A 23326-nucleotide genomic window follows, 5' to 3' on the forward strand; every position below is an offset into this window, starting at 1 on the left:
GTGTCCGGTTTCGCGGCGATCGCGGGCGCCGTCGCCGACGGCGAGCTGGTCGCGCACTTCGGGGATGCGTTCCGCGAGCAGCGCCGCCTCGCCGAAGGCTCGGCGCTGGCGCCGCTCGGTGACCGGACCGTGATCGAGGTCGCAGGGCCGGAGCGGCTGACGTGGCTCGATTCGATCACTTCCCAGGCCGTGGGGCATCTCGCTCCCGGCGCGAGCACCGAGCTCCTCGTGCTCGACCCCCAGGGCCGCGTCGAGCATGCGGCGGGGGTCCTCGACGACGGCTCCTCCACCTGGCTCATCGCCGATGCGGGGGATGCCGAAGCGCTCGCGAGCTGGCTCACGCGCATGAAGTTCCGCACGCAGGCCACGGTCGAGGTCCGTGCCGATCTCGTGCCGGTCGGGTTCGTCGACGGCGGAGCGGCGGCGGCTTCGGCATCGGCCGCCGCGTTCGCTCCGCACGGGATGCCGCTGGTCTGGGCCGATCCCTGGCAGCAGGTCAGCGCGGGCGGGCATCAGTACGCGGAGATCGCCGCTCATCCCGCAGCGGAGTTCGCGTGGCGGGTCGCGATCCTCACGGAGGAGGCCGCCTCCGGTCTCGCCGCCTCGCTCGATCACGAGGCGCTCGCCGGGCTCCTGGCTGCGGAGGCGCTGCGCGTCGCCGCCTGGCGTCCGCGCTGGGCGACGGAGGTCGACGAACGCTCGCTGCCGCACGAGTCCGACTGGATCCGCAGCGCCGTCCACCTGAACAAGGGGTGCTACCGCGGACAGGAGACGGTCGCCAAGGTGCACAACCTCGGGCATCCGCCTCGCCGTCTCTCCGCGCTGCACCTCGACGGCAGCGACGCCGTGCTCCCCGATCCCGGAGCCCCCGTCTTCGCGGGCGACGACGAGGTCGGTCACCTGACCTCGGTCGCACGTCACCACGAGGACGGGCCGATCGCGCTGGCGATCCTGTCGCGACGTGCTCCGGTCGGCGACCTGGTGGTGCGGGCGGACGGCATCGACATCGCCGCCTCCCAGCAGGTGATCGTGCCCGCCGATGCGGGTGCCACGGCGGACGTCCCTCGGCTCACGCGCCTCTCGCGGCGCCCGTCCGCCCCCGATCCCCGCGATTCCGGCGTCGGCGCCTGACCTCAGGAGGGGAGCGGAGCCACCGCCTCCCAAGGCAGCGTGAGCTCGCCCAGGCGCCAGCGCGTCCGACCGCCCGTCACCGGCCACCCCTGATCGCGCAGGGCGCCCACCGCGGCGAGGAAGCGCTGCGTGGCGCCGAACGTCGACAACGGCGCTGCGCGGTCCCACTCGCGGTCGAGATGGACGAGCAGGGCGTGGATCCGCTCGCCCGGGACATTGCGGTGGATGAGCGCCTTCGGGAGGCGCTCCGCGACGATGCTGGGCCGCTCCAGCTCGGCCAGTCGGAGGGAGATCGTGAACCGCTGCGGCTGCGCCCGGGCGTCGATGTCGATCCAGCTCGCCACGCGACCGATCTCGTCGCACGTCCCCTCGAACAGGAGCCCGTCCGCCGCGAGGCGCGCCGTCATCCGGGCCCAGGCATCAGGCACGTCCTGCTCGTCGTACTGCCGCAGCACGTTCATCGCGCGGATCACAGCAGCCCTCCGACCGTCCGGAAGCGGCACCTCGAACCCGCCGCGGGCGAACGACACCGGCAGGTCCGCCGCGAAGGGGGCGCGTCCCGCACGCACCTCCGCGAGCTGCGCCTCGGCCGTGGCGACCCGCGTCGGATCGATCTCGAGTCCGAGCACCTCGACGTCGTGACGCACCCGCACCAGACGGGCCGCCAGTTCGAAGGCGGTCACTCCGCTCGCGCCGTAGCCCAGGTCGACGACCAGGGGATCGGAGGCCCGGCGCAGGGCATCGCTCGCGGCGATCCACCGGTCGTTGCGGCGCAGCCGGTTCGTCCCCGTGGTGCCGCGGGTCGGCCGACCGAGGGGAGATGACGCCATGTCTCCATCCTTCCAGCATCCGCCGCGGTCTCCGCGGCCGGGTGGATAAACTGGCGGCATGACTGCGACGCGCACCCTCATCCTGCTCCGCCATGGCCGGAGCGAATGGAACGAACTGAACCTGTTCACCGGCTGGGTGGACGTCCGCCTCAACGCACAGGGCGAGAAGGAGGCCCGCCGCGGCGGCGAGCTGCTCGCGGAGTCCGGCATCCTCCCCGATGTGCTGCACACCTCGCTGCTGAGCCGCGCCATCCAGACGGCGAACATCGCGCTCGATGCGGCCGACCGTCTGTGGATCCCCGTGACCCGGTCATGGCGCCTGAACGAGCGGCACTACGGAGCGCTGCAGGGCAAGGACAAGGCGCAGACGCTCGAGGAGTTCGGCCCCGAGCAGTTCCAGCTGTGGCGCCGTTCCTTCGACGTGCCGCCGCCCGTTCTGGACGACGACAGCGAGTTCAGCCAGGTGCACGACGTCCGCTACGCGCACATCGACGGCGAGGTTCCCCGCACCGAGTCGCTCAAGCTCGTCATCGACCGCCTGCTGCCGTACTGGGAGAGCGCGATCGTCCCCGACCTGGAGGCCGGCAAGACGGTTCTGGTCACGGCGCACGGCAACTCGCTGCGCGGTCTCGTGAAGCACCTCGAGGGCATCAGCGACGCCGACATCGCCGAACTCAACATCCCCACGGGCATCCCGCTGGTCTACGAGCTGGACGAGAACAACGTCCCCACCGGCCCCGGTCGCTACCTCGATCCCGAGGCCGCCGCTGCCGGTGCCGCGGCCGTCGCGGCGCAGGGCAAGAAGTAGCGCCCACACCCCGCTTTCACGCCGAAACCCCCTACTGCAGACATCTGCAGCAGGGGGTTTCGACGTGAAAGCGGGGTCTCGCGACGAAGGTGTCAGGCGTGACCGAAGTGCGGGTGCTCCAGCCCCTGCTGCTCGACGGCGAGGGGGATGTCCTCCTCCTCGACCGCCCAGTCGCCCGTCGCCAGGTAGACGACCTTCTTCGCGACGGCCACGGCGTGGTCGGCGAAGCGCTCGTGGTACCGGCTGGCGAGCGTGGCGTCGACGGTGGCCGTGGCCTCGCCCTTCCAGTTGTCGCTGAGCACCTTCTCGAAGACCGTGGCGTGCAGCTCATCGACGTCGTCGTCCGCATTGCGGATCGCATCGGCGAAGCGCAGGTCCTGCGTGCGCAGCAGCTCGGACAGTGTGCGGGCCACCTCGACGTCGAGCTCGCCCATCTTCACGAACGTGCCCTTGAGGCCCTTCGGGATGGCGCGCTCGGGGAAGCGGAGGCGGGCGAGCTGGGCGATGTGCTCCGACATGTCGCCCATGCGCTCGAGGGAGGCGCTCACGCGCAGCGCCGTGACGACGATGCGAAGATCGCGGGCGACCGGCTGCTGGCGCGCGAGGATCTCGATGGCCTGCTCGTCGAGGGCGACGGCGAGTTCGTCGATCTTCGCGTCGTCGGCGATGACCTCTTCGGCGAGGGCCACGTCGCTGGTCGCGAAGGCGCGCGTGGCCTTGTCGATCGACACCGCGACGAGGTCGGCGATCTCGACGAGGCGGGACTGCAGGTCCTCGAGGGACTGGTGGAAGACTTCGCGCATGTTGGGGCGCAACCTTTCATTCGGATCTCGGCTGTGACGTCAGCGCGAGACGGCGGGTCGTCCGCACGAGAGCAGGTCTGTGCTCCGCACAAGCCCGAAGCGATTGTCTGCTCCGAAGGTTAACGAACGGTGCCCAGCACGTGAATAGTACTTCTCGCGATGCCGCCAGGGCGCGGAAACCCGCCGGACGGACGGTGAACGCACTCTACGCTTAGGACATGACCTTGCCGCAGCTCGCGCTGTCTTCGCTCGCCATCGGGCTGGTGATCGGCGTCGGCGTCTCCCTGCTCGTGGTGTGGGCGTACCGGGCCAGGGCGCGCGTGCAGGAGGAGACATCGCTGGCGATTCCGGCCGGCATCACCGATGTCCTGCGCAGCATGGACGACGCCGCGGCCGTCGTCGACACGTCAGGGCTGGTCCTGGCCACATCGCAGGCGGCGACCCGCTTCGGCATCGAGGTCGGCTCCACGATGGACAACCCCGAGCTGCGCCAGCTCGTCCGCGGCGTCCGGGAAGCCGGAGGCTCCGTGACGGAGTCGATGAGGATCACCCGCGGCGGTCTCAGCCTGGACCCGCGCCTGGTGTCGGCCAGGGCGAGCGTGATCGGCGCCCGCCTCGTCCTGCTGATCATCCGCGATGTCACCGAGCAGGAGCGGCTGGACCAGATGCGGCGGGACTTCGTCGCGAACACGAGCCACGAGCTGAAGACGCCGGTGGGTGCGGTGAGCCTGCTCGCCGAGGCGATCGAGTCCGCGGCGGACGATCCGGCGCAGGTGCGCATCTTCGCGGCGCGCATCTCCGCGGAGGCCGGCCGGCTCGGGCAGCTCACCGGCCGGATCATGAGCCTCTCCCGGCTCCAGGCCGAGGACGGCCTGACCACGGTCGGCCCGGTCGCGATCGACGAGGTGATCGCCTCCTCGATCGAGGCGCACGTCGTGCAGGCCGACTCCGCGGGCGTCGAGCTCGCCAGAGGCGGAGACCGCGGCGTCTGGGTGCGCGGCGACGCGCAGATCCTCATCGAGGCGGTGGGGAACCTGATCGCCAATGCGATCGTCTACTCGCCTCGTGGCTCGCGCGTCGGCGTCGGCGTCCGCGCCGAGGACGGCGTGGTCGAGATCGCGGTGTCGGATCAGGGCATCGGGATCGCCGAGGTGGATCGCGAGCGCATCTTCGAGCGCTTCTACCGCGCTGACGAGGCCCGCTCCCGGCGTACCGGCGGCACGGGACTCGGACTCTCGATCGTGAAGCACGCCACGCAGCGCCACGGGGGAGAGGTGCGGCTGTGGTCGCGTCCGGGGCGCGGCTCGACCTTCACGATCCGCCTCCCGCGGATAGACGCCCCGGACAGCCGTGACACCGGCAAGAAGAGCAAGAAGAAGCGCGCGCGCAAGGCCGAGAAGGCCGTCCCGTCCGCCCGCGCTCGAAACGGAGAGAGAGCATGACCCGTATCCTTCTCGTCGAAGACGAGCCCGACCTCGCCGACCCGCTGGCGTACCTGCTGCGTCGCGAGGGCTACGAGGTGGAGATCGCCGAGGACGGCCCTGGCGCGCTCGCCGCCTTCCGCGAGCGCGGCGCGGACATCGTGCTCCTCGACCTGATGCTCCCCGGGATGCCCGGCACCGAGGTGTGCCGTCAGATCCGCTCGACCTCCGCTGTGCCGATCATCATGCTCACGGCCAAGGACTCCGAGGTGGACATCGTCGTCGGTCTCGAGCTCGGCGCGGACGACTACATCACCAAGCCGTACTCCTCGCGTGAGCTGCTCGCCCGGATGCGGGCGGTGCTGCGCCGTGTCGTGCAGGCCGACAGCGAGCTCGACGAGCGGGTCCTGGAAGGCGGGCGCGTCTCGCTGGACATCGACCGGCACACCGTCTCGGTCGCGGGCACGCAGATCAACATGCCGCTCAAGGAGTTCGAGCTGCTGGAGGTGCTGATGCGCAACTCCGGCCGGGTCCTCACCCGCGGCCAGCTGATCGATCGCGTGTGGGGCAGCGACTACTTCGGCGACACCAAGACGCTCGACGTGCACATCAAGCGGATCCGCTCCCGGATCGAGGAGAACCCGAGCGAGCCGGTCATGCTGGTCACCGTCCGCGGCCTGGGGTATCGCTTCGAGGGCTGACGCCCGGACGTGGAAGAGGCCGGCACCCCGCGCGGGGTGCCGGCCTCTTCTCGTGGCTGCGGAAGCTCAGTTGGACGGCGCCGGTGCGGCGGTGTCCGTCGGCGTCGGCGTCGGCGACGGCTCCGGTGTGGACGCGGCCTCGGTCGGCACGAGGTCGGCGTAGTACGGGAGGGAGCCGTCGAGCACGGGCACCGCGGCCTTCACGCCCGTGGAGTCGCCGGACTGGAAGTGCATCTCGACGGTCGCGCCGGGCTTGGTGTCGAGGTCGATGATGCGCAGCGGCTCCTCATCGGCGCCGAGGCTGATCGTGTCGCCGGCGGGCACCGTGATCGTGAAGGGCTCGCTGCCCTTCAAGGCGATCGTCAGCGTCGCGCTGTCCTGCGTGGGGTTGACGATCGCGGCGATGAAGTTGCCGACCGCGCCGTCCTCCGTCGCGATGACGAGCGCGTTGCGGACGTCGATCGGACCGTCGGCGTCGGAGATGTTCACTCCGTCGGACGCGGCGTACTCGGTCTTCGTCGCCTGCGGCGTGATGAAGGTGCACCCGGTCGCGCCGAGCAGAACGATGGCGCTGAGGGCTGCAGACGCAACAAGGCGCGATTTCACGGGTCCTCCTGAGGTCCGGCGGGATATCCGCATCCATTCTATGGGTAAGTCGGAAGGGCCCCGGGGTCCAGGGAGCGCGAACCTTAGCGCATGTCGCCTGTGGTATCCTTGAGGTTGCCGAAAGGACACGTTTTTATGCTTTTTGAGGTTGGCGAGACCGTCGTCTATCCCCACCATGGCGCTGCGACCATCATCGAGGTCAAGGAGCGCATCATCAAGGGTGAGGCGAAGAAATATCTGAAGCTCAACGTCACCCAGGGTGATCTCATCATCGAGGTCCCCGCGGAGAACGTCGACCTGGTCGGCGTTCGCGACGTCATCGGCAAAGAGGGCCTCGACCATGTGTTCGAGGTGCTGCGGGCGCCCTTCACCGAGGAGCCCACGAACTGGTCGCGCCGGTACAAGGCGAACCTCGAGAAGCTCGCCTCCGGCGATGTGATCAAGGTGAGCGAGGTCGTCCGCGACCTGTGGCGCCGGGACCAGGACCGAGGACTCTCCGCCGGTGAGAAGCGGATGCTGGCGAAGGCTCGTCAGATCCTGATCTCCGAGCTCGCGCTCGCGGAGAAGACCGACGAGGACAAGGCGGGCGCACTGCTCGACGAGGTCCTCGCTTCCTGAGCTGATTCGACGAAAGGCGGGTGCTTCGGCATCCGCCTTTCGTCGTGTGCGCCGGTAACGTGATGCTGTGACCATCCTCCCCGTCCCGCAGACCGCGATCATCGTCGTCGCCGCCGGCTCCGGCACGCGTCTCGGCGCCGGTGCCCCGAAGGCGTTCGTCGGGATCGACGCCCATTCCGTGCTGCGGCACGCGCTCGACGGCGTCTTCGCGGCGGCACCGGCGCAGGTCGTCGTGGTCGCCCGGCCCGGTTTCGAGGGCGATGCGGAGACCGAGCTGCGCGAGGCGGCCGGAGACCGGCGCGAACTCGGCCGTGTCGTCACGGGAGGAGCGACACGGCAGCAGTCGGTGGCGGCGGGGCTCGCGGCGCTCTGGGGCGACGTCGAGACCGTCCTGGTGCACGATGCCGCTCGCGCCCTCACCCCGCCGACGCAGATCGACGCCGTCGCCGCCGCGGTGACCCCGGAAGTGGGCGTCATCCCCGCGCTCCCGGTCGTCGACACCCTCAAGAAGGTGGCGGAGCAGACCGTGGTGGCGGCCGTCGACCGCTCGGAGCTCGCCGCGGCGCAGACGCCGCAGGGATTCCCGCGACCGCTGCTCGAAGCCGCGTACGCCGAGGCCCTCGCGTCCGGGATCGAGTACACCGACGACGCCGCCCTGTTCGCGGCCTCCGGCCACCCGGTGCGTCGGATCCCCGGCTCGGAGCGCGCCTTCAAGATCACGACGCCGGACGACCTCGAGCGCGCCAGGCACCTGCTCGCGCCGGAGCGGCCGCGCCTCGGGGTACCGCGCGTCGGCATCGGCACCGATGTCCACGCGTTCGGGGGCGAGGGCGACCTCTGGCTCGCGGGCCTGGAGTGGCCGGGGGAGCAGCCGCTGTCCGGGCACTCCGACGGAGACGCCGTCGCACACGCCATCGTGGATGCACTCCTCGGGGCCGCGGGGCTCGGCGACATCGGGGAGCACTTCGGCACGGCCCACCCCGAGTACGCGGGAGGGCATGCCGAGGTCTTCCTGGCGCGCACGCGTGAACTCCTCGCCGCAGCGGGGTTCGCGATCGGCAACGTCTCGGTCCAGTTCCAGGGCAACCGGCCGAAGTTCAGCCCCCGGCGGGCGGAGGCGCAGTCCCGCCTCGCAGAGATCCTCGGGGCGCCGGTCTCCATCACTGCCACGACCACGGACGGCCTCGGCTTCCCCGGTCGGTCGGAGGGCATCGCCGTCACCGCGGTCGCGATCGTCTTCCCGGTCTGAGGCGATAGCGTGAAGACGACCCGAGCGGGGCGCGTGCAGGCGCGGTCCGCAGGACGGAAGGAGCCGGAGTGAAGATCCTCATCATCGGTGCGAGCGGGCACGTCGGCCGCGCGGCCGCGTCGGCGCTCGACGGGCACGAGATCGTCGCCGCCTCGCGGAGCGGGCAGCCGTCGGTGGACGTGACCGACCCCCGCTCCATCGAGCGCCTGTTCGAGCAGGTCGGCGAGGTCGATGCCGTGATCGCCGCCGTCGGGAGCGTGCCGTTCGCCCCGCTCTCCGAGCTCGGCCGCGACGACTACGAGGCCGCGCTGCGGGGCAAGGTGCTCTCGCAGCTCGACATCGTCCGCATCGGAACGCCCTTCGTCCGCGACGGGGGCTCCTTCACGCTCTCCTCCGGTGTCCTCGCGCGCGAGCCGATCGCCACCGGGGCGGCGGCGTCCCTCGCCAACGGCGCTCTCGAAGCGTTCGTGCTCGGCGCGGCACCGGAGCTGCCCCGCGGCATCCGCATCAACGCCGTCAGCCCTTCGGTGCTCGAGGACGCACCCTCGTATCACTCGTCCTTCCCCGGCTTCGTGCCGGTCTCGTCGTACCGGGTCGGGATGGCGTACGCCAGGAGCGTCCTCGGGGTGCAGACCGGTGAGGTCCTGCCCGTCGACTGACGCGGATCGCGCCGACATGACGCCGCGCGGCGCGCCCAGACTCGCGGAGACCGCGCCCGGTAGTCTTGAGCGGTGACCCTCCGCCTCTACGACACCCGCGCACAGCAGCTGCGCGACTTCGTGCCTCTCGACCCCGAGAACATCACGATGTACGTGTGCGGACCCACGGTGCAGTCCGGACCCCACATCGGGCACGTCCGGGCGGCCCTGAGCTTCGATCTGCTGCGGCGCTGGCTGGAACTGCGCCACGGTCGGGTCACCTTCGTGCGCAACGTGACCGACATCGACGACAAGGTGCTCGCCAACGCGACGGACACCGAGCCCTGGTGGGCGCTCGCCTACCGGATGGAGCAGGAGTTCACCGCGGCGTACAGTGCTGTCGGCATCCTCGCCCCGACGTACGAGCCGCGCGCCACCGCATCCGTCCCGCAGATGCAGGAGCTCATCGCGCAGCTGATCGAGCGCGGTCACGCGTACCCTGCGCCGGACGGCTCCGGCGACGTGTACTTCGACGTGCGCTCCTGGCCCGACTACGGATCGCTCACACACCAGTCCATCGACGCGATGGAGGCGGCGGCGGACGCCGACCCGCGCGGTAAGCGCAACCCGCAGGACTTCGCCCTGTGGAAGGGCGCCAAGCCCGAGGAACCGGCGGATGCCACGTGGACCTCGCCCTGGGGACCCGGTCGCCCCGGATGGCACATCGAGTGCTCCGCGATGTCGAAGCGCTATCTCGGCGCCGAGTTCGACATCCACGGCGGCGGCCTCGACCTGCGTTTCCCGCACCACGAGAACGAGCTCGCGCAGTCGACGGCGGCGGGCGACGGCTTCGCCCGGTACTGGGTGCACAACGGGCTCGTGACCGTCGACGGGCAGAAGATGTCCAAGTCGCTCGGCAACTTCACCCTCGCCGCCGACGTGCTCGAGGCCCACGACCCGCTGGTGGTGAGGTACGCGCTCGCCGCCGCCCACTACCGTTCCAGTCTCGACCTGAGCGAGTCGTCCTTCACGGAGGCCGAAGCCGCACTCGGACGCATCGACACGTTCCGACAGCGTGCCCGCCGCACGATCAGCGGAGGCATCGGCTGGTTCGCCGGCCAGAGTCTTCCCGCGGCGTTCACCGCGGCGATGGACGACGACCTGGGAGTGCCGCAGGCACTCGCCGTGCTGCATGAGACGGTGCGGGCGGGGAACTCCGCCCTGGATGCCGGCGAGACGGATGCGGCGCACGACGCGTTCCGCGCGGTCACGGCGATGACCGCCGTGCTCGGACTCACCGGCTCCTCCGCCGGGAACGACGCATCCGCGTCCAGCGCGGCGACCGCGCTGGACGCCCTGGTGCAGACGATGATCACCCAGCGCGCACAGGCGCGCGCCGACAAGGACTGGGCGGCGGCCGATCGCATCCGAGACGCGATCGCCGCCGCAGGAATCACGCTGGAGGACACTCCGGCCGGAACTCATTGGAGTATCGATGGCTAAGCCACAGCGCCCCGGCGCGAGCAACGGCAAGAAGAAGGGCCCCACCAAGGGCACGGGCGGACTCGGGCGCAAGGCGCTCGAGGGACGGGGGCCGACCCCGAAGGCGGAGGACCGCGCCTGGCACCCCGCCGGCAAGCGGAAGGCCGCTGCGGAGCGGTACGCCGCGTCCGGAGGCAAGGGCAAGCCGGGCCAGCGGCAGACGTCGGGCGGCAACCCGAACCGCTCCGCCAGGGCGAAGGACAACACCACGGACACCGAGACGGTGACGGGGCGCAACTCGGTGCTCGAGGCCCTGCGCGCCAAGATCCCCGCGACCGCGTTCTACATCGCGCAGCGCGTGGAGATGGACGACCGCGTCAAGGAGATGCTCTCGATCGCCACGCACCGCGGCATCCCGGTGCTCGAGGTGACGCGTCAGGAGCTCGACCGCATGGCCGGCTTCGACGGCGTGCACCAGGGCGTCGCCATCAAGGTGCCGCCCTACGAGTACGCGCACCCGCAGGATCTGCTGGAGCAGGTCATCGACAAGGGTGAGGTCCCGCTGTTCGTGGCGCTCGACGGCGTCACCGACCCGCGCAACCTCGGCGCCATCATCCGCTCGACGGCCGCGTTCGGCGGGCACGGCATCATCCTGCCGCAGCGCCGTTCCGCCGGCGTGAACTCCGCAGCGTGGAAGACGAGCGCGGGAGCCGCGGCGCGCGTCCCGGTCGCGCTCGCCACGAACCTCACCACGCAGCTCAAGGAGTTCAAGAAGCAGGGGGTGTTCGTCCTCGGCCTCGACGGCGACGGCGACGTCTCGCTGCCCGAGCTCGAGCTCGCGGACCGCCCTGTCGTGATCGTGGTCGGCTCGGAGGGCAAGGGCCTTTCGCGTCTGGTCACCGAGACCTGCGATCAGATCGTCTCGATCCCGATCTCCGCATCCACGGAGTCGCTCAACGCCGGGATCGCCACGTCCGTCGCGCTGTACCAGGTGTCGACGGTCCGCTCCGCGAAGAAGTAGACCCCACGGAAGGAAGAGGCAGCATGGCTCAGATCATCGTTCTGGGAGGAACCGGGTACGCCGGTCGTCACATCGTCGCGGAGGCGGTGAGTCGCGGGCACGGCGTGGTCGCGATCTCGCGCTCCGCCCCTTCCGATCCGGTGGCGGGAGCCGCGTACGTGCAGGGCTCCGCGCTCGAGCCGGAGACCCTCGCGAGCGCGTTTGCCGGTGCGGACGCCGTGGTCTCCGCGCTGTCTCCCCGCGGCGACATGACCGACCGTGCGCTGGAGGCCCTGGCGAACGTGATCGGCCTCCTCGACGGCACGGAGACCCGGCTGGGAGTGGTCGGCGGCGCCGGGGGAAGCCTCGTCGCCCCCGGCGGACCGCGCCTGTTCGATCAGGACTTCCCCGAGGAGTACAAGCACGAGGCTCAGGTCGGCATCGACTCCCTCGCCCTCCTGGAGCAGACGGACGGCGGCCTCGACTGGTTCTTCATCCACCCGGCCGAGGTCTTCGGCCCCTGGGCCGAGGGTGAGCGCACCGGGAACTACCGCGACGGCGGCGATGTGCTCGTCCGCGACGCCGACGGCAAGTCCTTCATCTCGGGCGCCGATTTCGCGGTCGCCGTGGTCGATGAGATCGAGCAGGGCAATCACCACCGCGACCGCTTCACCGTCGGCTACTGACCCCCCCGCCCCCGCCCCGCGCCAGCGCCGAGTGCACGGCTTCGCGTCGAGTGCACGGCTTGTCGGCGCGCGGAACCCATGCACTCGGCGGCAGCCCGTGCATTCGGCGCCGCGGAGTCAGACGAGATCGCGCCAGTCGATCTCCTCGTCGTCGTCGGCGACGGGTGTGGTGCCGGTGATGACGGGCAGGCTCATCGTCTCGGTCGGAGGGCCCATGATCGTCGCCTCGTCGCGACGGTGGCGGAGCACCTCGTTGATGTAGCTGGTCAGAACCTCGGCCAGCGGTACGGACCTGCCCTGCGCCTGTGACAGGTACCACCGGTGCTCGAGCACCTGGTGGAAGACCTCGGCTGGTTCGAGCTTGGCGCGCAGCTCGTAGGGGATCGCGCGCACGACGGGCTCGAACACGCGCGTCAGCCACTCGTGCGCGTACATCTCCTCGTCCGCCCACTGCTTGGTCGACCGGGCGCGGAACTCGTCCAGGTCGTTGAGGAGCCGCCTGGCCTGGTTCTCCTCGACGTCGAGGCCCGTGAGGCGGATGAGGCGCCGCTGGTGGTGTCCGGCATCCACGACCTTCGGCTGGATCTCGACCAGGGTGCCGTCCGCGGTGGTCGACATGGACATCTCGTCGATGTCGAACCCCAGGGCGTTGAGGCGCTCGACGCGCTCCGTGATCCGCCACGTCTCGGCGGAGGAGAAGGACTCCTGGGCCGTGAGCTCCGCCCACAGCGAGCGGTACGACGAGACGATGCCGTCCGCGATGGCGACGGCGTCCACTCCGTGCTCGAGTCGTCCGCCGGCGGCGAGGTCCATGATCTCCCCGGCGATGTTCGTCCGGGCGAGGTCCAGGTCGTAGGCGCGCTGTCCGTCGGTCAGGCCCTCCTCGTGCAGCTCGCCGGTCTCTGCGTCGACGAGATACGCGGCGAAGGCGCCCGCGTCGCGGCGGAAGAGCGTGTTGGACAGGGACACGTCGCCCCAGTAGAACCCGACGTTGTGCAGGCGCACGAGCAGCAGAGCGAGCGCGTCCACGAGCCGGGTCGCGGTGTCGGGGCGCAGCACGCGGGTGAACAGGGCGCGATAGGGCATCGAGAAGCGCAGGTGCGAGGTCACCAGGGCTGCGGGGAGGGGAGTTCCGGCGGCGTCGGTGCGACCGGCGATCACGGCGACGCGATCGACGCAGGGCACGGCCAGGCGTGCGAGATTGCCGAGCATGTCGTACTCGCGCTGCGCCATCTCCGCCGTGGTCTCCTTGACCGCGACCACGCGACCGGAGAGGTCCGCGAAGCGCACGAGGTGACGGGAGAGCCCCTTGGGCAGCGAGACGATGTGCTCGGAGGGCCATTTGCCCAGCGGCGTCGACCAGGGCAGGCCCAGCAGCCCAGGGTCGACCGTGCTCGCGGTGATCCGCAGCGAGTTCTGCATGACGCTCCTGGAAGGCGGGAGGGAAAGCAGACGCGGCGCGGGCGACCGAAGTCAGCCCGCGCCGCGTCTGGTGTTCCGATCAGACGGAGACGACCGGCTTGTCGTTCAGGCGGTCGCCGGACTCGATGTCGAACGCGTGCACGTGACCCGCGTTGGCGGCGAGCGTGACGGTCTCACCCGCGTTGGGGTGGCTGCGGCCGTCGACGCGAGCGACCAGGTCGGTGCGCTTGCCGTTGATCTCGGTGTGTCCGTAGAGGTAGCCGTCGGCGCCGAGCTCCTCGACGAGGTCCACGACGACCGAGAGGCCCTGACCGTCGGCCGGGCCGACCGTGATGTCCTCGGGGCGCACGCCGACCGTGACCTGCGAGCCGTTGGCGCGGCCGACGGTGTCGCGGTCGAGCGGGACGATCTCGCTGCCGAACTTCACGCCGCCGTCGGCGAGGTCCGCCGCGAACAGGTTCATGGCGGGCGAGCCGATGAAGCCGGCGACGAACACGTTGTTCGGCTTCTCGTACAGGTCGCGCGGCGAGCCGACCTGCTGGAGCAGGCCGTCCTTGAGCACGGCGATGCGGTCGCCCATGGTGAGCGCCTCGGTCTGGTCGTGCGTGACGTAGACCGTGGTGACGCCGAGACGACGCTGCAGCGACGCGATCTGCGTACGGGTCTGCACGCGGAGCTTGGCGTCGAGGTTCGACAGCGGCTCGTCCATGAGGAACACCTGCGGCTGGCGGACGATGGCGCGACCCATGGCGACGCGCTGACGCTGACCACCCGAGAGGGCCTTCGGCTTGCGCGTCAGGTACTGCTCGAGGTCGAGGAGCTTCGCGGCCTCGAGGACACGGGCGGCGCGCTCCTCCTTGCCGACACCGGCGATCTTGAGCGCGAAGCCCATGTTCTCGGCGACGGTCATGTGCGGGTACAGCGCGTAGTTCTGGAAGACCATCGCGATGTCGCGGTCCTTCGGCGGCACGTCGGTGACGTCGCGGTCGCCGATCAGGATGCGGCCGGCGTTGACCTCTTCGAGGCCGGCGAGCATGCGGAGCGACGTGGACTTACCGCAACCGGAAGGACCGACGAGGACGAGGAACTCGCCGTCTCCGACCTCGAGGTTGAGCTTGTCGACGGCCGGACGGGTTCCGCCCGGGTAGAGGCGCGTGGCCTCGTCGAAAGTCACAGATGCCATTGCGGTTTCTCCTTCACCGGCAGGTACGTGCCGGACGATCCGTAGTGATAGAGCAGCGGGGTGACCCACTGTGACCCATCATTGGGTCGGGATCAGTATGACATGAACAGCGGTACCTGGGTATTTCTCAGCCTCACTGGCTAGCATCGAACTCGGCCGCGCGCCTGCGGCGATCGTCGCGGGGCGGCGGTCGGGGCCAACCCGGACCCCCCTGAGACTCACAAGAGGAACGATGTCGAGCGACGAAACGCCGAACGTCCCCACGCCTCGCAATTCTCGCGAGGCCGTGCGGGAGAAGGCTCAGAAGGTGCATGCCCAGCAGTCGAGGGCGCGCATCATGAGACGCATCATCATCGGTGCGGTGGCGATCGTCGCCGTGGGCGCGATCGGCACCGCGGTGACGCTGGCGGTGTCGGCCCAGGTGTCGAAGCCGCGTCTCACGCCGACGGGCATGGAGGCCGATGGCGTCGTCGTCACCGACATCTCCGCCGTCGCCGGATCCGACCAGATGCCCTCCACGCCCACCCCGGACGCGAGCGGCACAGGGGAGACGGCAGAGCCGACGCCGGAGCCCACCTCGTCGGAGACGGTCGACATCCACGTGTACGTCGACTACCTCTCACCGGACGCCGGGAAGTTCGAGCGCGCCAACGCCCGCCAGTTCGCCGGGTGGATCAGCGAGGGCGCCGTCACCGTGAGCTACCACCCGGTCGCGCTGCTGACCGCCAGCTCGAACGGCACGAAGTACTCGCTGCGCTCGGCTGCGGCCGCCGCATGCGTCGCGACCCATTCGCCGGACCAGTTCTACGCGTTCAACCACGATCTGCTCGACGACCAGCCCGAGGTGGGCAGCGACGGCTTCTCCGATGAGGAGCTCGCGAACCTCGCCGGCGCCGTCGGAGTGGACAACGGCAAGGCCGTGCGCTCGTGCATCGAGGACGGCGACTTCGTCTCCTGGGCGAAGGACGCCACGACTCGCGCCCTCGACGGACCGCTCGCCGGTTCCGACGACCTGAAGCTGAGCTCGGCTCCCATGATCGTCGCCAACGGCGAAGCCTACGTCGGGGCGCTCGACGACCCGGCCGAGTTCTCGCAGTTCGTGCTCAGCGTGGCCAGCGACGCGTCGCGCGCCACCGCCTCGCCGACGCCCACCGCGTCGAGCACGCCCGCCTCCTAGGTCGGAGGAGGGTCGACGCCATCGCTAAGCTGGTGGCGTCCGCCGACTTGGCGCAATTGGTAGCGCACCGTACTTGTAATACGGGGGTTACGGGTTCGAGTCCCGTAGTCGGCTCCGCACACAAAGGCCCGCGTCCCCTTGGAAACACTGGGGACGCGGGCCTTTGTCGTATCTAGGCGAGGAGAGCTGCCCACGATTTGCCCACACTCTGTTCGCGGGCGGCGGTCTCGAGGTTCGCCGAGACTGCACTGAGATCGTCATCGAAGAGGTCGGCATAGACGTCGAGCGTGATCGCCGCGGACTCGTGGCCGAGCATTCGCTGTAGCGCTTTGACGTTCGCGCCGGCGGCGATCGCGAGCGACGCCGCAGTGTGCCGGAGGTCGTGCGCTGTGATCCTCGGGAACTGGTCGTCTCGGGCCTGCACGCGTGCAACAGCACCCTCGAACCACCCGGTGCCGTAGCGCGGCGGTCGGAGGTGACTCGTCCCGTCGCCGAAGAGGAGATCATCGGGGCCCTTGCCGCGCGCGGCGCGCTCGAGAAGGGGTGCGAGGAACTTCGGGAACGGCACCGAGCGGATCTGCCATGTCTTCGGCGTTCCGACGTGGATCACCCCGTCGACCTGCACCGCGTTCTCTTCGACGTGCAGTCTCTGGCGCAGGAGGTTGACGCTGCGAACGCGCAGCGCAGCTGCCTCGCCCCATCGCAGGCCGGTGTAGGCGAGCGTGAGCACGAGCTCGGGGCGCGCCGACTCGGCGGCGAGTGTATGCACCTGGTCGTGTGTGAGGTAGACGCGTCCAGCCTTTCGCTTCGGCTTGCGGGGGAGATTCTTCATCCCGCGGGCAGGGTTGCGGGCAATGCGCCGGTCGTCGACGGCGACGTCGAGAACTCCGGCGAGCACGCCGAGCGCTCGTAGTGCGACAGTGGCACTGCGTCCCTTGGTGCCGTCTGGCTTGTCTTGGGTGAGCTCTGTGACCCACGTGCGGACCTCGGAGGGGAGGATTCCGCCGACCTCTCGTGCGCCCCACTTCGGTTCGACGTGGAGCCGCCACGCGATTGGCAGTTGCGCGAATGCGGATGGCTTTAGGGACTTCTTGCCGATGATCCAGGTCTCGTAGAGCTGGGCGACGGCGACGCGCGAGAGTGCGGGGTCGAGGTATTCGCCGCGAGCCTTCGAGACCGTCACCGAGGCGAGGAAGAGCTCGGCTTCCTTTTTGGTCCGGAAGCCTCGTTTGTCGGTCTGTGATTTGTCGGGCTTCCGGTATCGAACGCGGTACCGCTTGCCGGCTGCGGTCTCGTAAGCGCTGACTGTGCCGCTCATCAGCCGACCTCGACGCGGTGGGCGAACTGGCCGACACCCATGCGCGGGTCGACGTAGACGGCAGTGTCGGTGCGCAGGAGCGTGCTGCGGTAGACGACGACGAGCTCGTCGGGAACGTTCAGGTCGATCGCCATCGAGGTGATATGGCCGTCGCGGTGATGCTCGGCGTCGGCGTAGGCCTCCGGCGTGATGAGCGTCTGCGCGGCCCAGATGTTAGCTGCAGCCTCTTGGCGCTTGCGGATGAGTCCGAAGTCGGTCGGCCGGTGGCCGAGAACGTGGTGCGCGATCTCGTGGCACATGACGCCGCGGAGGATGCGGCCGCGCATGCCTGGCGTTAGGTCGATGTGCTTGCTGTTCGGAGCGTATCCGCTTCGGTGAGTGCCGCGGCGTTCGCGGACCGTCAGGCCCAGATCGGCGGCCAGATTCCAGATGTCCATGCGGGACCCCCTCGGTAGAGCATGGTTATGCGTGATCGAAGTCAGTGTCGTTGCCTCCGGGAAACTCGTTGATCGTCTCGTTGGAGACAAGACCAAAATCTTCCCGCCGCGGTGCGACATTCGCGGCGTCAACAGGCTCAGTCAACCAGTGCGCTGCCTCGCCACTATCGATACGTCTGACGATCTCCATTGCGAGTTCTCGGTCCTCGAACTCGTCCAGGCCGTAGGTGCGCGGGACCCTGAATGGGGTGAGCTCCGCTACGCTCAGCCAACCTACCCGGGCGAGCGCGTGCACGGGGTTGTCCTTCAGCAGACGAGCGATGGTAATGACCTTCTCGGCGGTGACGCCCGTCGTGCCGCTGAGCCACTTGCTCAGCTGACCGTCGGTCGCCTGAATAGCTTTGGCGAACTCGGCCTGGCTGCGCCCGGCCATCATGTGTCGAAGGTAGGCAGCCCAATTCTGGCGGTAGTTCACGCTCTCGCTCATGGGACACCACGCTAGCGCAACCATTGCATGCGTGCAATGAATATTCTGCGAAGAACGCTGATTTTTCAGCAGCATCTGCCGCCTCCTAGGTGTCAACGGTTGCATCGTTGAAACTTGGGTGTACTGTTGCTCGCATGAAGGAAACGTTCACCGGAGAAAGTGCACCCGCCATCGTTCTCCGCCGCGAGAAGCTCGACGAGCTGCGACGGGCGAACGGGATCGAGAGCGAGGCTGAACTCGCTCGCATCATCGGAGTGTCCCCGACTACGCTCTGGCGCATTTCGCGCGGCGATGTCGTGCCGTCGCACGGATTCATCGCCCGGACGCTGCTGGCTTTTCCTCACGCCAAGTTCGAGACGCTCTTCGAGGTCGTCCGTCCTGTACGGATGGCGGTGGCGTCATGAGCAACGCAACCGCGATGAAGACTCGCGCAACTATCGCTCCGGCCGAGTGGCTCTCGCCGTTGCAGGTGTGCGATGTCATTCCCGGGATGACCGTCACGCTGCTACAGCGCATGCGCGACGCCGGCAAGGGACCGCGCTACGCGAAGCCGTCGCCGAAGACCGTCGTCTACTCCCGCTCCGACGTCGACGCATGGGTGCGCTCGACCCTGGTCAGTACAAGGGAGCAGTCGTGATCAAGCATGTCTTGGACGGCGTCGCGCATGATGATCGCAGCGGCCATGATGCGCTCCTCGCGGGAGAGATCGGGGCTCAACTCCTCCACCGTATCGGCACGATCGTGGAACTCCTCACGTCAACGCCTGCCGAGTCAGTGGTCTTCATCGTCCCAGATCTCGAAGGCGATCGGCGTGCCAGGCGTCCAGAACAGAACGTCCTCCTCGTCTTCTGTGCTCACCCTGAGCACAGAAGCACCCCCGGGCTTCACTTCGAGCAGACCCTCCACAACCGAGTCGACCGTGTCGGGGTCGATCGGGTAGTCGCGATCCCCGAAAACGATTCGAGCGCGCTTGGCCATAATGACTCCCCTTCGATTGGCGCCGCTGACGTCCTACCGTCCGCGGCCTCTGCCCCGATCGTAGGGGACGCGTCCGGCGCGGATGCTCTCCCCCCAGCAGCCGCGTCGGACGCATCTCCCGGAGATGTCGCATGAGCGTGCTCGAGGTGTTCCAGTACGCCGACCGCGAGGTGCGCACGGTGCCGGTCGACGGCGAGGTGTGGTTCGTGCTCGCAGACATCTGCGGTGTGCTCGGCGTCGCGAACGTCGGCAACGTCGCCGCGCGCCTCGACGAGGCTGATATCCGCCAGACGGATATCAGCTCCGGCGGCCAGCGCCGCGCGGTCACGATCGTCTCCGAGTCCGGCATGTACGAGGTCGTCATCCGCTCCGACAAACCGGAGGCTCGCGGCTTCCGCTGGTGGGTGACGCACGAGGTCATCCCCGCGATCCGCCGCACCGGCACCTACACGGTCGAGACGCCCGAGCAGCTGATGGCGCGCGCCGTCGTCCAGGCGCAGGAGATCATCGCGACTCGCGACCAGCAGATCGCCGAGCTCGAGCCGCGTGCCGAGGCGTGGGACGAGATCGCGGATGCCGGCACGGACTATGCGGTGCGCGACGTCGCCCCGATGCTCTCCCGCGCCGGGATCGAGACCGGCCCGCAGCGACTCTTCGAGACGCTCCACGAGCTCAAGTGGATCTACCGCGGCGAGAAGCAGCGGTGGACCCCATATGCCCGCGCCGTCGACGCCGGCTACCTCAAGGTCCGCGCCATGCCCCCGTACCGCGACCGAGACACCGGCGACCTCAAGCCCTCCGCCCCACAGGTGCGCATTACGCCGAAGGGTATCGAACGTCTCCGCGTGCAGCTCGGCGCAGGCGTCCTCACACCCTGACCCCACACACGAAAGCGGGGCGCCCGCGGCAACGGACGCCCCACCGAAAACGAAAGGCAAGCACATGCCTCAGACACAGGATACCGACGACACCGCGCCCGCGGTGGACGACTTCACCCCACGCCCCGCGGGCACACACGTCAGCGTCATCACCCGCACCGCCCCGGTCGTGCCCGAGCGCCGCAGCATGTGGCCCCTCGCCCCGTGGCGCTGGGTGCTGCTGCTCACCGGCCTCGCGCTCGCCGCAGTCTGTGGCATCCCCGCCGCCGCCCCCGTCATCAACGGCGCTGACCTCGGCGTCCTCATCAGCCTGGCGATCTTCGTCGCCGCATTCACCCCCGGGAGGGACTGATCATGACCGTGAAGCTGTCCGCAGCACTGCCCAAGGAGTTCGACGCGAACGGGATGGAGAGATTGCACCGCCAGCTCGTCCAGCACCCCGAGCGCCGCCACCTGATCGTGATGGTCGTCGACACCGCGAAGAAGCAGATCGACTACACCGCCGGGGGAGAGGTCACCCCGATCGCGGGGGTGCTGTTCATCGAACCGATTCAGGACGCGGAGGACGCCGAGCAGGTGCTCGACATCATGGCCCGCACCCGCGCCGAGCGCACCGGCGACGGCACCCTCGACTTCGACTTCGGGGTCGGCGACCCGTTCGCCGACACGGTCAAGAGGATGCGCGACGAAGGCATCACGGTCCAGGTGAACGGCGAGGACCAGGCATGAGCATCGCAGAACTCCCGATCACCGCGAAGCTGATCGTTCCCGAGGACGCGCCCCGCACGGTGTGGATGCTCGAGCGCGGCGAGGGCGTCACCGCCTCCGAGGTGTGGGCGATCGCACGCGGCGGCATCAAGACGTGGCGCCGCATTCTCGAGCAGAAGATGAACGGGTCAGCCTTCGGCGGGACGAAGGCCACGAAGGCCGGATCCGCGCGCGAGGCCGCGCTGCTCGCCGACGCGATTGACGAGATCGACTGGGTCGAGCCGAACACCGGACTGTGGGCGGCCGCCGAGAACGACCGCCACCGCGCGACCCCCGACGGCCTCGGCCTCCTCGCCGGTGGCCTGTGCACCGTCGAGGTGAAGTCGCACGAGCACGGTTACAAGGGCGACGCGTTCCCGATGGATCACAAGGCGCAGACCGTGTGGCAGCGGTACGTGCTCGGCGCCGAGTTCGCCCTCTACGGCGCGGAGATCCGCGACGAGGACGACATGCCTCCCGCGGACGGCGCGGACTGGCAGTTCGTCGACGACCCCGACGACGAGCTGCTCGCGTTCCTCATCTACCGCGCCGACAAGTTCCTCGCCTGGCGTGACGCCGGATGCCCCGACTTCGACGACCTCCCCGCCGAGGTCGCCGAGGCGCAGGCGAAATGGGCACCGCTGAAGCGTCAGCTCGACGCCGCGGCCGCCGCAGAGAAGGAAGCGAGCGACGCCGTGAAGAACGCGATCGCGAAGCTCCCGCACGCGGGGCGGTTCGGAGTGGTCGGCATGACCGAGGAGGGCGGCTTCCAGAGCATCGTCACCGAGTCCACGTCGATCAACGAAGCCGCCTGGCGGGCCGCCGATCCCGTCGCTCACGGTCGGGCCGAGATGCTCCGTGTCGAGCTCGCACTGCTCGAGGCCTCGGCGAAGCAGACCTTCCCGAAGACCACGCGCCGCACGTCGCTGCGCTTCCAGGAGGCCGAGAATGTCTGACCCCGTCACGATCCCCGAGGTGAAGACGATCGCCGAGGTCGAGCGCATCGTCAACGGCTCCGGCCTGTGGGACGGCACCGGCGAGGTCGAGTTCTCCGACGACGGCGCCACATGGACCGCCGCGTGGACGCCTGACGCCGAAGGCGCGCACCCGCAGTTCGCCCGCGTGTCCGTGTACCGCAAGGAGGTGCGCATCCCTACGACGGTCACGATCCGCTGGGATGAGCAGTTCCCGCAGGCGTCGGAGGAGTGGGCGGGGAAGTGGCTCCGCTCGCCGATGCGTCACTTCGGCCGCACGGTGCGCATGGTCGGCTACCGACAGACGTTCCGCGAGCTGCTCGGCGACGTCCGCATCGAGGACGAGGCTGACGACCGCGTCGCCGCCGCACCTGCGGATGCCGCGCCAGCGGCAGAGCGCGACTGGGCGGCTGAGATCGCTGGGGCCGTGACGCTCGAGCAGCTGGACGCCGTCGTCGCCGAAGGACGCACCGCACGCGTGTTCAAGCCGAACCAGGAGGGAGTCGCACTCGACCTCGCGCAGAAGGCACGCCGCCGTGAGCTGATTGCCCTTGCCGACGTCGCCTGGACGCCCGAGCCCGCGCCGGAAGAGCCCGCCGAGACCACCACACCGGCGCGTCCCGCACCGCGCGACTACTTGCCGCCGCAGAACCGCGCCGAGCGTCGCAAGGCCGCGCGCAAGAAGGGCGGGAAGCGATGACCGTCAACTTCGCCACGGGCGAGGTCACCGAGGAGGAAGCCGCGGCCGCCGGCATGGACATGGTGCCACTGAACCTCGCGGCGCTATCCGAGGATGAGCTGATCGCGATGCTCCCGACTCCGGTGCAGTGCGCCGGTGCGCTGCAGTACGCCCGGCAGGTCGCCGCCCGCGCACCGAAGGCGCTGAACGAGCTGCGCACGGCGCTCACCAAGCGCGAGCGGGAGCTGACGATCGCCGTCGCGCTCGGAGCCCGTGACCTCCTCGCCGAGTACCCGCGCCTTCCGATGAGCGAACGCCGCGACATCGCCCGCGCGACCGACACGCGTGTCCAGGACGCGCAGGAAGCCCGCGACACCGCCTGGCTGCTCCTCGAGTACGCCCGCGACTACGACCGTGCCATCGGCCGCGACATCGACATCCTGCGTTCCCTGAACGCCAACTTCCGAGGAGAGCACCGATGAGGATCCATCAGGCCCGTCAGACGAACTTCAAACCGTCCACGAAGGGCGCCCACGTCCAGGTCTCGTCGCCGTGGGAGTCGATCCATCGGACACTCGCCCCCGGGTTCGGATCAGCGTACGGGGTGTGCTGTAGCACCGAGATCCGGCCGCGGAGCTCGACCTGCCATCCGTCGCGCGTCCGCTTGGGGAAGGCCGGGTACGCATCCCACGACCAGCCGACGTCGGTGTCGAAGCTGACCTCTGTGACCGTGACGGTCTCTCCCAGGTGGTTCTCGAGAAGCCAGATCCCCGGGCGCGCATCGCGCCGCCATTGCCAGTACTCCGTCGGCTCGGCGACACGCGTGGATGCCTGCACCGCAGTGTCGATCTTGCCCTGGATCCGTCCCGTGGTCGTGACTCGGATCCTGAGGAGCGCCCGGCAGACCGCTCGGATGCCTCGTCCGATTGCCTTGAGCACGGTCCAGGTGGTGCGCCAGAAAACCGCGCTGAGTAGGAGGGTGAGGAGGGTGAGCCCGATGGCGGTCCACCCGGCCGGGTCCTCGCGAAACAGCTTCAGCAAATCCACCCTCCGCACTCTATCGGGGGCGACCC

Annotated in this window: 29 protein-coding genes and 1 tRNA gene; 20 read left to right on the forward strand and 10 right to left on the reverse strand. The window is 69.4% G+C overall.

What is annotated here, in order from left to right:
* A complete protein-coding gene (gene ygfZ, locus F6A08_RS05720) occupies positions 1 to 1131 on the forward strand; it encodes a CAF17-like 4Fe-4S cluster assembly/insertion protein YgfZ (protein WP_151458852.1) in 1131 nt (376 codons plus the stop codon).
* A 2-nt stretch (positions 1132 to 1133) separates the two neighbouring features.
* Here ygfZ and F6A08_RS05725 read toward each other — a convergent pair whose 3' ends face one another.
* On the reverse strand, positions 1134 to 1961 hold the full coding sequence (locus tag F6A08_RS05725) for a class I SAM-dependent methyltransferase (RefSeq protein ID WP_151458853.1): 828 nt from the start codon (positions 1959 to 1961) through the stop codon (positions 1134 to 1136).
* A gap of 58 nt (positions 1962 to 2019) precedes the next feature.
* Here F6A08_RS05725 and F6A08_RS05730 point away from each other — a divergent pair, with 58 nt between their 5' ends.
* Positions 2020 to 2769, forward strand: coding sequence for a phosphoglyceromutase (locus tag F6A08_RS05730; RefSeq protein WP_017201421.1), 750 nt, complete (start codon positions 2020 to 2022; stop codon positions 2767 to 2769).
* 92 nt (positions 2770 to 2861) lie between these two features.
* On the opposite strand, the gene phoU is transcribed toward F6A08_RS05730, so the two are convergent.
* Positions 2862 to 3572 carry a phosphate signaling complex protein PhoU gene (gene phoU / locus F6A08_RS05735; protein ID WP_017201420.1) on the reverse strand — a complete coding sequence of 237 codons (711 nt, stop codon included), beginning with the start codon at positions 3570 to 3572 and terminating at the stop codon, positions 2862 to 2864.
* A gap of 218 nt (positions 3573 to 3790) precedes the next feature.
* Between phoU and F6A08_RS05740 the strand changes: the two genes are divergently transcribed.
* On the forward strand, positions 3791 to 5014 hold the full coding sequence (locus F6A08_RS05740; RefSeq protein WP_151458854.1) for a sensor histidine kinase: 1224 nt from the start codon (positions 3791 to 3793) through the stop codon (positions 5012 to 5014).
* On the forward strand, positions 5011 to 5694 hold the full coding sequence (locus tag F6A08_RS05745; RefSeq protein WP_017201418.1) for a response regulator transcription factor: 684 nt from the start codon (positions 5011 to 5013) through the stop codon (positions 5692 to 5694). Before F6A08_RS05740 ends, F6A08_RS05745 begins: the two co-directional genes overlap by 4 nt.
* A 66-nt stretch (positions 5695 to 5760) precedes the next feature.
* Here F6A08_RS05745 and F6A08_RS05750 read toward each other — a convergent pair whose 3' ends face one another.
* On the reverse strand, positions 5761 to 6300 hold the full coding sequence (locus F6A08_RS05750) for a DNA modification methylase (protein WP_151458855.1): 540 nt from the start codon (positions 6298 to 6300) through the stop codon (positions 5761 to 5763).
* A 135-nt stretch (positions 6301 to 6435) separates the two neighbouring features.
* Between F6A08_RS05750 and F6A08_RS05755 the strand changes: the two genes are divergently transcribed.
* From F6A08_RS05755 to F6A08_RS05780, 6 genes are all read left to right on the forward strand, one after another.
* A complete protein-coding gene (locus F6A08_RS05755; protein ID WP_017201416.1) occupies positions 6436 to 6918 on the forward strand; it encodes a CarD family transcriptional regulator in 483 nt (160 codons plus the stop codon).
* Positions 6919 to 6985: 67 nt separating this feature from the next.
* Complete coding sequence (gene ispD, locus F6A08_RS05760; RefSeq protein ID WP_151458856.1) at positions 6986 to 8167, forward strand: 2-C-methyl-D-erythritol 4-phosphate cytidylyltransferase; 1182 nt, start codon at positions 6986 to 6988, stop codon at positions 8165 to 8167.
* Positions 8168 to 8235: 68 nt separating this feature from the next.
* Positions 8236 to 8826 carry a short chain dehydrogenase gene (locus F6A08_RS05765; protein ID WP_151458857.1) on the forward strand — a complete coding sequence of 197 codons (591 nt, stop codon included), beginning with the start codon at positions 8236 to 8238 and terminating at the stop codon, positions 8824 to 8826.
* 72 nt (positions 8827 to 8898) lie between these two features.
* Positions 8899 to 10308, forward strand: coding sequence for a cysteine--tRNA ligase (gene cysS / locus F6A08_RS05770; RefSeq protein WP_017201413.1), 1410 nt, complete (start codon positions 8899 to 8901; stop codon positions 10306 to 10308).
* Positions 10301 to 11308, forward strand: a complete 1008-nt coding sequence (gene rlmB / locus F6A08_RS05775) for a 23S rRNA (guanosine(2251)-2'-O)-methyltransferase RlmB (protein WP_017201412.1) — start codon at positions 10301 to 10303, stop codon at positions 11306 to 11308. The genes cysS and rlmB overlap by 8 nt, the downstream gene beginning before the upstream one ends.
* Before the next feature lie 23 nt (positions 11309 to 11331).
* Positions 11332 to 11973 carry an NAD(P)-dependent oxidoreductase gene (locus F6A08_RS05780; protein ID WP_151458858.1) on the forward strand — a complete coding sequence of 214 codons (642 nt, stop codon included), beginning with the start codon at positions 11332 to 11334 and terminating at the stop codon, positions 11971 to 11973.
* Between the two features lie 117 nt (positions 11974 to 12090).
* Here F6A08_RS05780 and F6A08_RS05785 read toward each other — a convergent pair whose 3' ends face one another.
* The gene (locus F6A08_RS05785; RefSeq protein ID WP_124896182.1) at positions 12091 to 13395 is read right to left on the reverse strand and encodes a DUF4032 domain-containing protein; all 1305 of its coding nucleotides are present in this window, start codon (positions 13393 to 13395) and stop codon (positions 12091 to 12093) included.
* A gap of 79 nt (positions 13396 to 13474) precedes the next feature.
* Entirely contained in the window at positions 13475 to 14578 is a 1104-nt protein-coding gene (locus tag F6A08_RS05790) for an ABC transporter ATP-binding protein (RefSeq protein WP_017201409.1), read from the reverse strand.
* A gap of 232 nt (positions 14579 to 14810) precedes the next feature.
* On the opposite strand from F6A08_RS05790, the gene F6A08_RS05795 reads away from it, so the two are divergent.
* Positions 14811 to 15755 (forward strand): DsbA family protein, encoded by a 945-nt coding sequence (locus F6A08_RS05795; protein ID WP_124896181.1) that lies wholly within the window; start codon positions 14811 to 14813, stop codon positions 15753 to 15755.
* Positions 15756 to 15796: 41 nt separating this feature from the next.
* Positions 15797 to 15869 (forward strand) — tRNA-Thr (locus F6A08_RS05800).
* 58 nt (positions 15870 to 15927) lie between these two features.
* On the opposite strand, the gene F6A08_RS05805 is transcribed toward F6A08_RS05800, so the two are convergent.
* Genes F6A08_RS05805 through F6A08_RS05815 form a run of 3 tightly spaced genes read right to left on the reverse strand, consistent with a single transcriptional unit; the run spans position 15928 to position 17997 of the window.
* A complete protein-coding gene (locus tag F6A08_RS05805) occupies positions 15928 to 17073 on the reverse strand; it encodes a tyrosine-type recombinase/integrase (RefSeq protein ID WP_151458859.1) in 1146 nt (381 codons plus the stop codon).
* Positions 17073 to 17510 carry an ImmA/IrrE family metallo-endopeptidase gene (locus tag F6A08_RS05810; protein ID WP_192576691.1) on the reverse strand — a complete coding sequence of 146 codons (438 nt, stop codon included), beginning with the start codon at positions 17508 to 17510 and terminating at the stop codon, positions 17073 to 17075. The genes F6A08_RS05805 and F6A08_RS05810 overlap by 1 nt, the downstream gene beginning before the upstream one ends.
* Positions 17511 to 17535: 25 nt before the next feature.
* Positions 17536 to 17997 carry a helix-turn-helix domain-containing protein gene (locus tag F6A08_RS05815; RefSeq protein WP_192576692.1) on the reverse strand — a complete coding sequence of 154 codons (462 nt, stop codon included), beginning with the start codon at positions 17995 to 17997 and terminating at the stop codon, positions 17536 to 17538.
* A gap of 89 nt (positions 17998 to 18086) precedes the next feature.
* On the opposite strand from F6A08_RS05815, the gene F6A08_RS05820 reads away from it, so the two are divergent.
* Together F6A08_RS05820 and F6A08_RS05825 are read left to right on the forward strand one after the other, a co-directional pair.
* Complete coding sequence (locus F6A08_RS05820) at positions 18087 to 18401, forward strand: hypothetical protein (RefSeq protein ID WP_192576693.1); 315 nt, start codon at positions 18087 to 18089, stop codon at positions 18399 to 18401.
* On the forward strand, positions 18398 to 18634 hold the full coding sequence (locus tag F6A08_RS05825) for a helix-turn-helix transcriptional regulator (RefSeq protein ID WP_225855749.1): 237 nt from the start codon (positions 18398 to 18400) through the stop codon (positions 18632 to 18634). The genes F6A08_RS05820 and F6A08_RS05825 overlap by 4 nt, the downstream gene beginning before the upstream one ends.
* A gap of 134 nt (positions 18635 to 18768) precedes the next feature.
* Here F6A08_RS05825 and F6A08_RS05830 read toward each other — a convergent pair whose 3' ends face one another.
* Positions 18769 to 18975, reverse strand: a complete 207-nt coding sequence (locus F6A08_RS05830) for a hypothetical protein (protein WP_151458863.1) — start codon at positions 18973 to 18975, stop codon at positions 18769 to 18771.
* A 131-nt stretch (positions 18976 to 19106) separates the two neighbouring features.
* On the opposite strand from F6A08_RS05830, the gene F6A08_RS05835 reads away from it, so the two are divergent.
* The 6 genes from F6A08_RS05835 (at position 19107) to F6A08_RS05860 (ending at position 22735) form a co-directional block, all read left to right on the forward strand.
* The gene (locus F6A08_RS05835) at positions 19107 to 19853 is read left to right on the forward strand and encodes a phage antirepressor (RefSeq protein WP_151458864.1); all 747 of its coding nucleotides are present in this window, start codon (positions 19107 to 19109) and stop codon (positions 19851 to 19853) included.
* A gap of 64 nt (positions 19854 to 19917) precedes the next feature.
* Entirely contained in the window at positions 19918 to 20205 is a 288-nt protein-coding gene (locus F6A08_RS05840) for a hypothetical protein (protein ID WP_151458865.1), read from the forward strand.
* A 2-nt stretch (positions 20206 to 20207) separates the two neighbouring features.
* Positions 20208 to 20582 carry a hypothetical protein gene (locus tag F6A08_RS05845; RefSeq protein WP_151458866.1) on the forward strand — a complete coding sequence of 125 codons (375 nt, stop codon included), beginning with the start codon at positions 20208 to 20210 and terminating at the stop codon, positions 20580 to 20582.
* Positions 20579 to 21556, forward strand: coding sequence for a hypothetical protein (locus tag F6A08_RS05850; protein ID WP_151458867.1), 978 nt, complete (start codon positions 20579 to 20581; stop codon positions 21554 to 21556). The genes F6A08_RS05845 and F6A08_RS05850 overlap by 4 nt, the downstream gene beginning before the upstream one ends.
* Positions 21549 to 22274 (forward strand): hypothetical protein, encoded by a 726-nt coding sequence (locus F6A08_RS05855; RefSeq protein ID WP_151458868.1) that lies wholly within the window; start codon positions 21549 to 21551, stop codon positions 22272 to 22274. The genes F6A08_RS05850 and F6A08_RS05855 overlap by 8 nt, the downstream gene beginning before the upstream one ends.
* Positions 22271 to 22735 carry a hypothetical protein gene (locus F6A08_RS05860; protein WP_151458869.1) on the forward strand — a complete coding sequence of 155 codons (465 nt, stop codon included), beginning with the start codon at positions 22271 to 22273 and terminating at the stop codon, positions 22733 to 22735. The genes F6A08_RS05855 and F6A08_RS05860 overlap by 4 nt, the downstream gene beginning before the upstream one ends.
* 16 nt (positions 22736 to 22751) lie before the next feature.
* Here the strand turns inward: F6A08_RS05860 and F6A08_RS05865 are convergent, their stop codons facing one another.
* Positions 22752 to 23300: a hypothetical protein gene (locus F6A08_RS05865; protein ID WP_151458870.1), complete on the reverse strand. Its 549-nt coding sequence runs from the start codon at positions 23298 to 23300 to the stop codon at positions 22752 to 22754.
* Between the last annotated feature and the right edge of the window lie 26 nt (positions 23301 to 23326).

Origin of the sequence: Microbacterium algeriense, from assembly GCF_008868005.1 — a bacterium.
Classification (GTDB): domain Bacteria; phylum Actinomycetota; class Actinomycetes; order Actinomycetales; family Microbacteriaceae; genus Microbacterium; species Microbacterium algeriense.

Coding starts and splice junctions, on each gene's coding strand:
- F6A08_RS05725 (WP_151458853.1), bottom strand. CDS start 1,961: ATGGCGTCATCTCCCCTCGGTCGGCCGACCCGCGGCACCACGGGGACG.
- F6A08_RS05730 (WP_017201421.1), top strand. CDS start 2,020: ATGACTGCGACGCGCACCCTCATCCTGCTCCGCCATGGCCGGAGCGAA.
- phoU (WP_017201420.1), bottom strand. CDS start 3,572: ATGCGCGAAGTCTTCCACCAGTCCCTCGAGGACCTGCAGTCCCGCCTC.
- F6A08_RS05740 (WP_151458854.1), top strand. CDS start 3,791: ATGACCTTGCCGCAGCTCGCGCTGTCTTCGCTCGCCATCGGGCTGGTG.
- F6A08_RS05745 (WP_017201418.1), top strand. CDS start 5,011: ATGACCCGTATCCTTCTCGTCGAAGACGAGCCCGACCTCGCCGACCCG.
- F6A08_RS05755 (WP_017201416.1), top strand. CDS start 6,436: ATGCTTTTTGAGGTTGGCGAGACCGTCGTCTATCCCCACCATGGCGCT.
- rlmB (WP_017201412.1), top strand. CDS start 10,301: ATGGCTAAGCCACAGCGCCCCGGCGCGAGCAACGGCAAGAAGAAGGGC.
- F6A08_RS05780 (WP_151458858.1), top strand. CDS start 11,332: ATGGCTCAGATCATCGTTCTGGGAGGAACCGGGTACGCCGGTCGTCAC.
- F6A08_RS05785 (WP_124896182.1), bottom strand. CDS start 13,395: ATGCAGAACTCGCTGCGGATCACCGCGAGCACGGTCGACCCTGGGCTG.
- F6A08_RS05790 (WP_017201409.1), bottom strand. CDS start 14,578: ATGGCATCTGTGACTTTCGACGAGGCCACGCGCCTCTACCCGGGCGGA.
- F6A08_RS05795 (WP_124896181.1), top strand. CDS start 14,811: ATGTCGAGCGACGAAACGCCGAACGTCCCCACGCCTCGCAATTCTCGC.
- F6A08_RS05805 (WP_151458859.1), bottom strand. CDS start 17,073: ATGAGCGGCACAGTCAGCGCTTACGAGACCGCAGCCGGCAAGCGGTAC.
- F6A08_RS05810 (WP_192576691.1), bottom strand. CDS start 17,510: ATGGACATCTGGAATCTGGCCGCCGATCTGGGCCTGACGGTCCGCGAA.
- F6A08_RS05815 (WP_192576692.1), bottom strand. CDS start 17,997: ATGAGCGAGAGCGTGAACTACCGCCAGAATTGGGCTGCCTACCTTCGA.
- F6A08_RS05825 (WP_225855749.1), top strand. CDS start 18,398: ATGAGCAACGCAACCGCGATGAAGACTCGCGCAACTATCGCTCCGGCC.
- F6A08_RS05830 (WP_151458863.1), bottom strand. CDS start 18,975: ATGGCCAAGCGCGCTCGAATCGTTTTCGGGGATCGCGACTACCCGATC.
- F6A08_RS05835 (WP_151458864.1), top strand. CDS start 19,107: ATGAGCGTGCTCGAGGTGTTCCAGTACGCCGACCGCGAGGTGCGCACG.
- F6A08_RS05840 (WP_151458865.1), top strand. CDS start 19,918: ATGCCTCAGACACAGGATACCGACGACACCGCGCCCGCGGTGGACGAC.
- F6A08_RS05845 (WP_151458866.1), top strand. CDS start 20,208: ATGACCGTGAAGCTGTCCGCAGCACTGCCCAAGGAGTTCGACGCGAAC.
- F6A08_RS05850 (WP_151458867.1), top strand. CDS start 20,579: ATGAGCATCGCAGAACTCCCGATCACCGCGAAGCTGATCGTTCCCGAG.
- F6A08_RS05855 (WP_151458868.1), top strand. CDS start 21,549: ATGTCTGACCCCGTCACGATCCCCGAGGTGAAGACGATCGCCGAGGTC.
- F6A08_RS05860 (WP_151458869.1), top strand. CDS start 22,271: ATGACCGTCAACTTCGCCACGGGCGAGGTCACCGAGGAGGAAGCCGCG.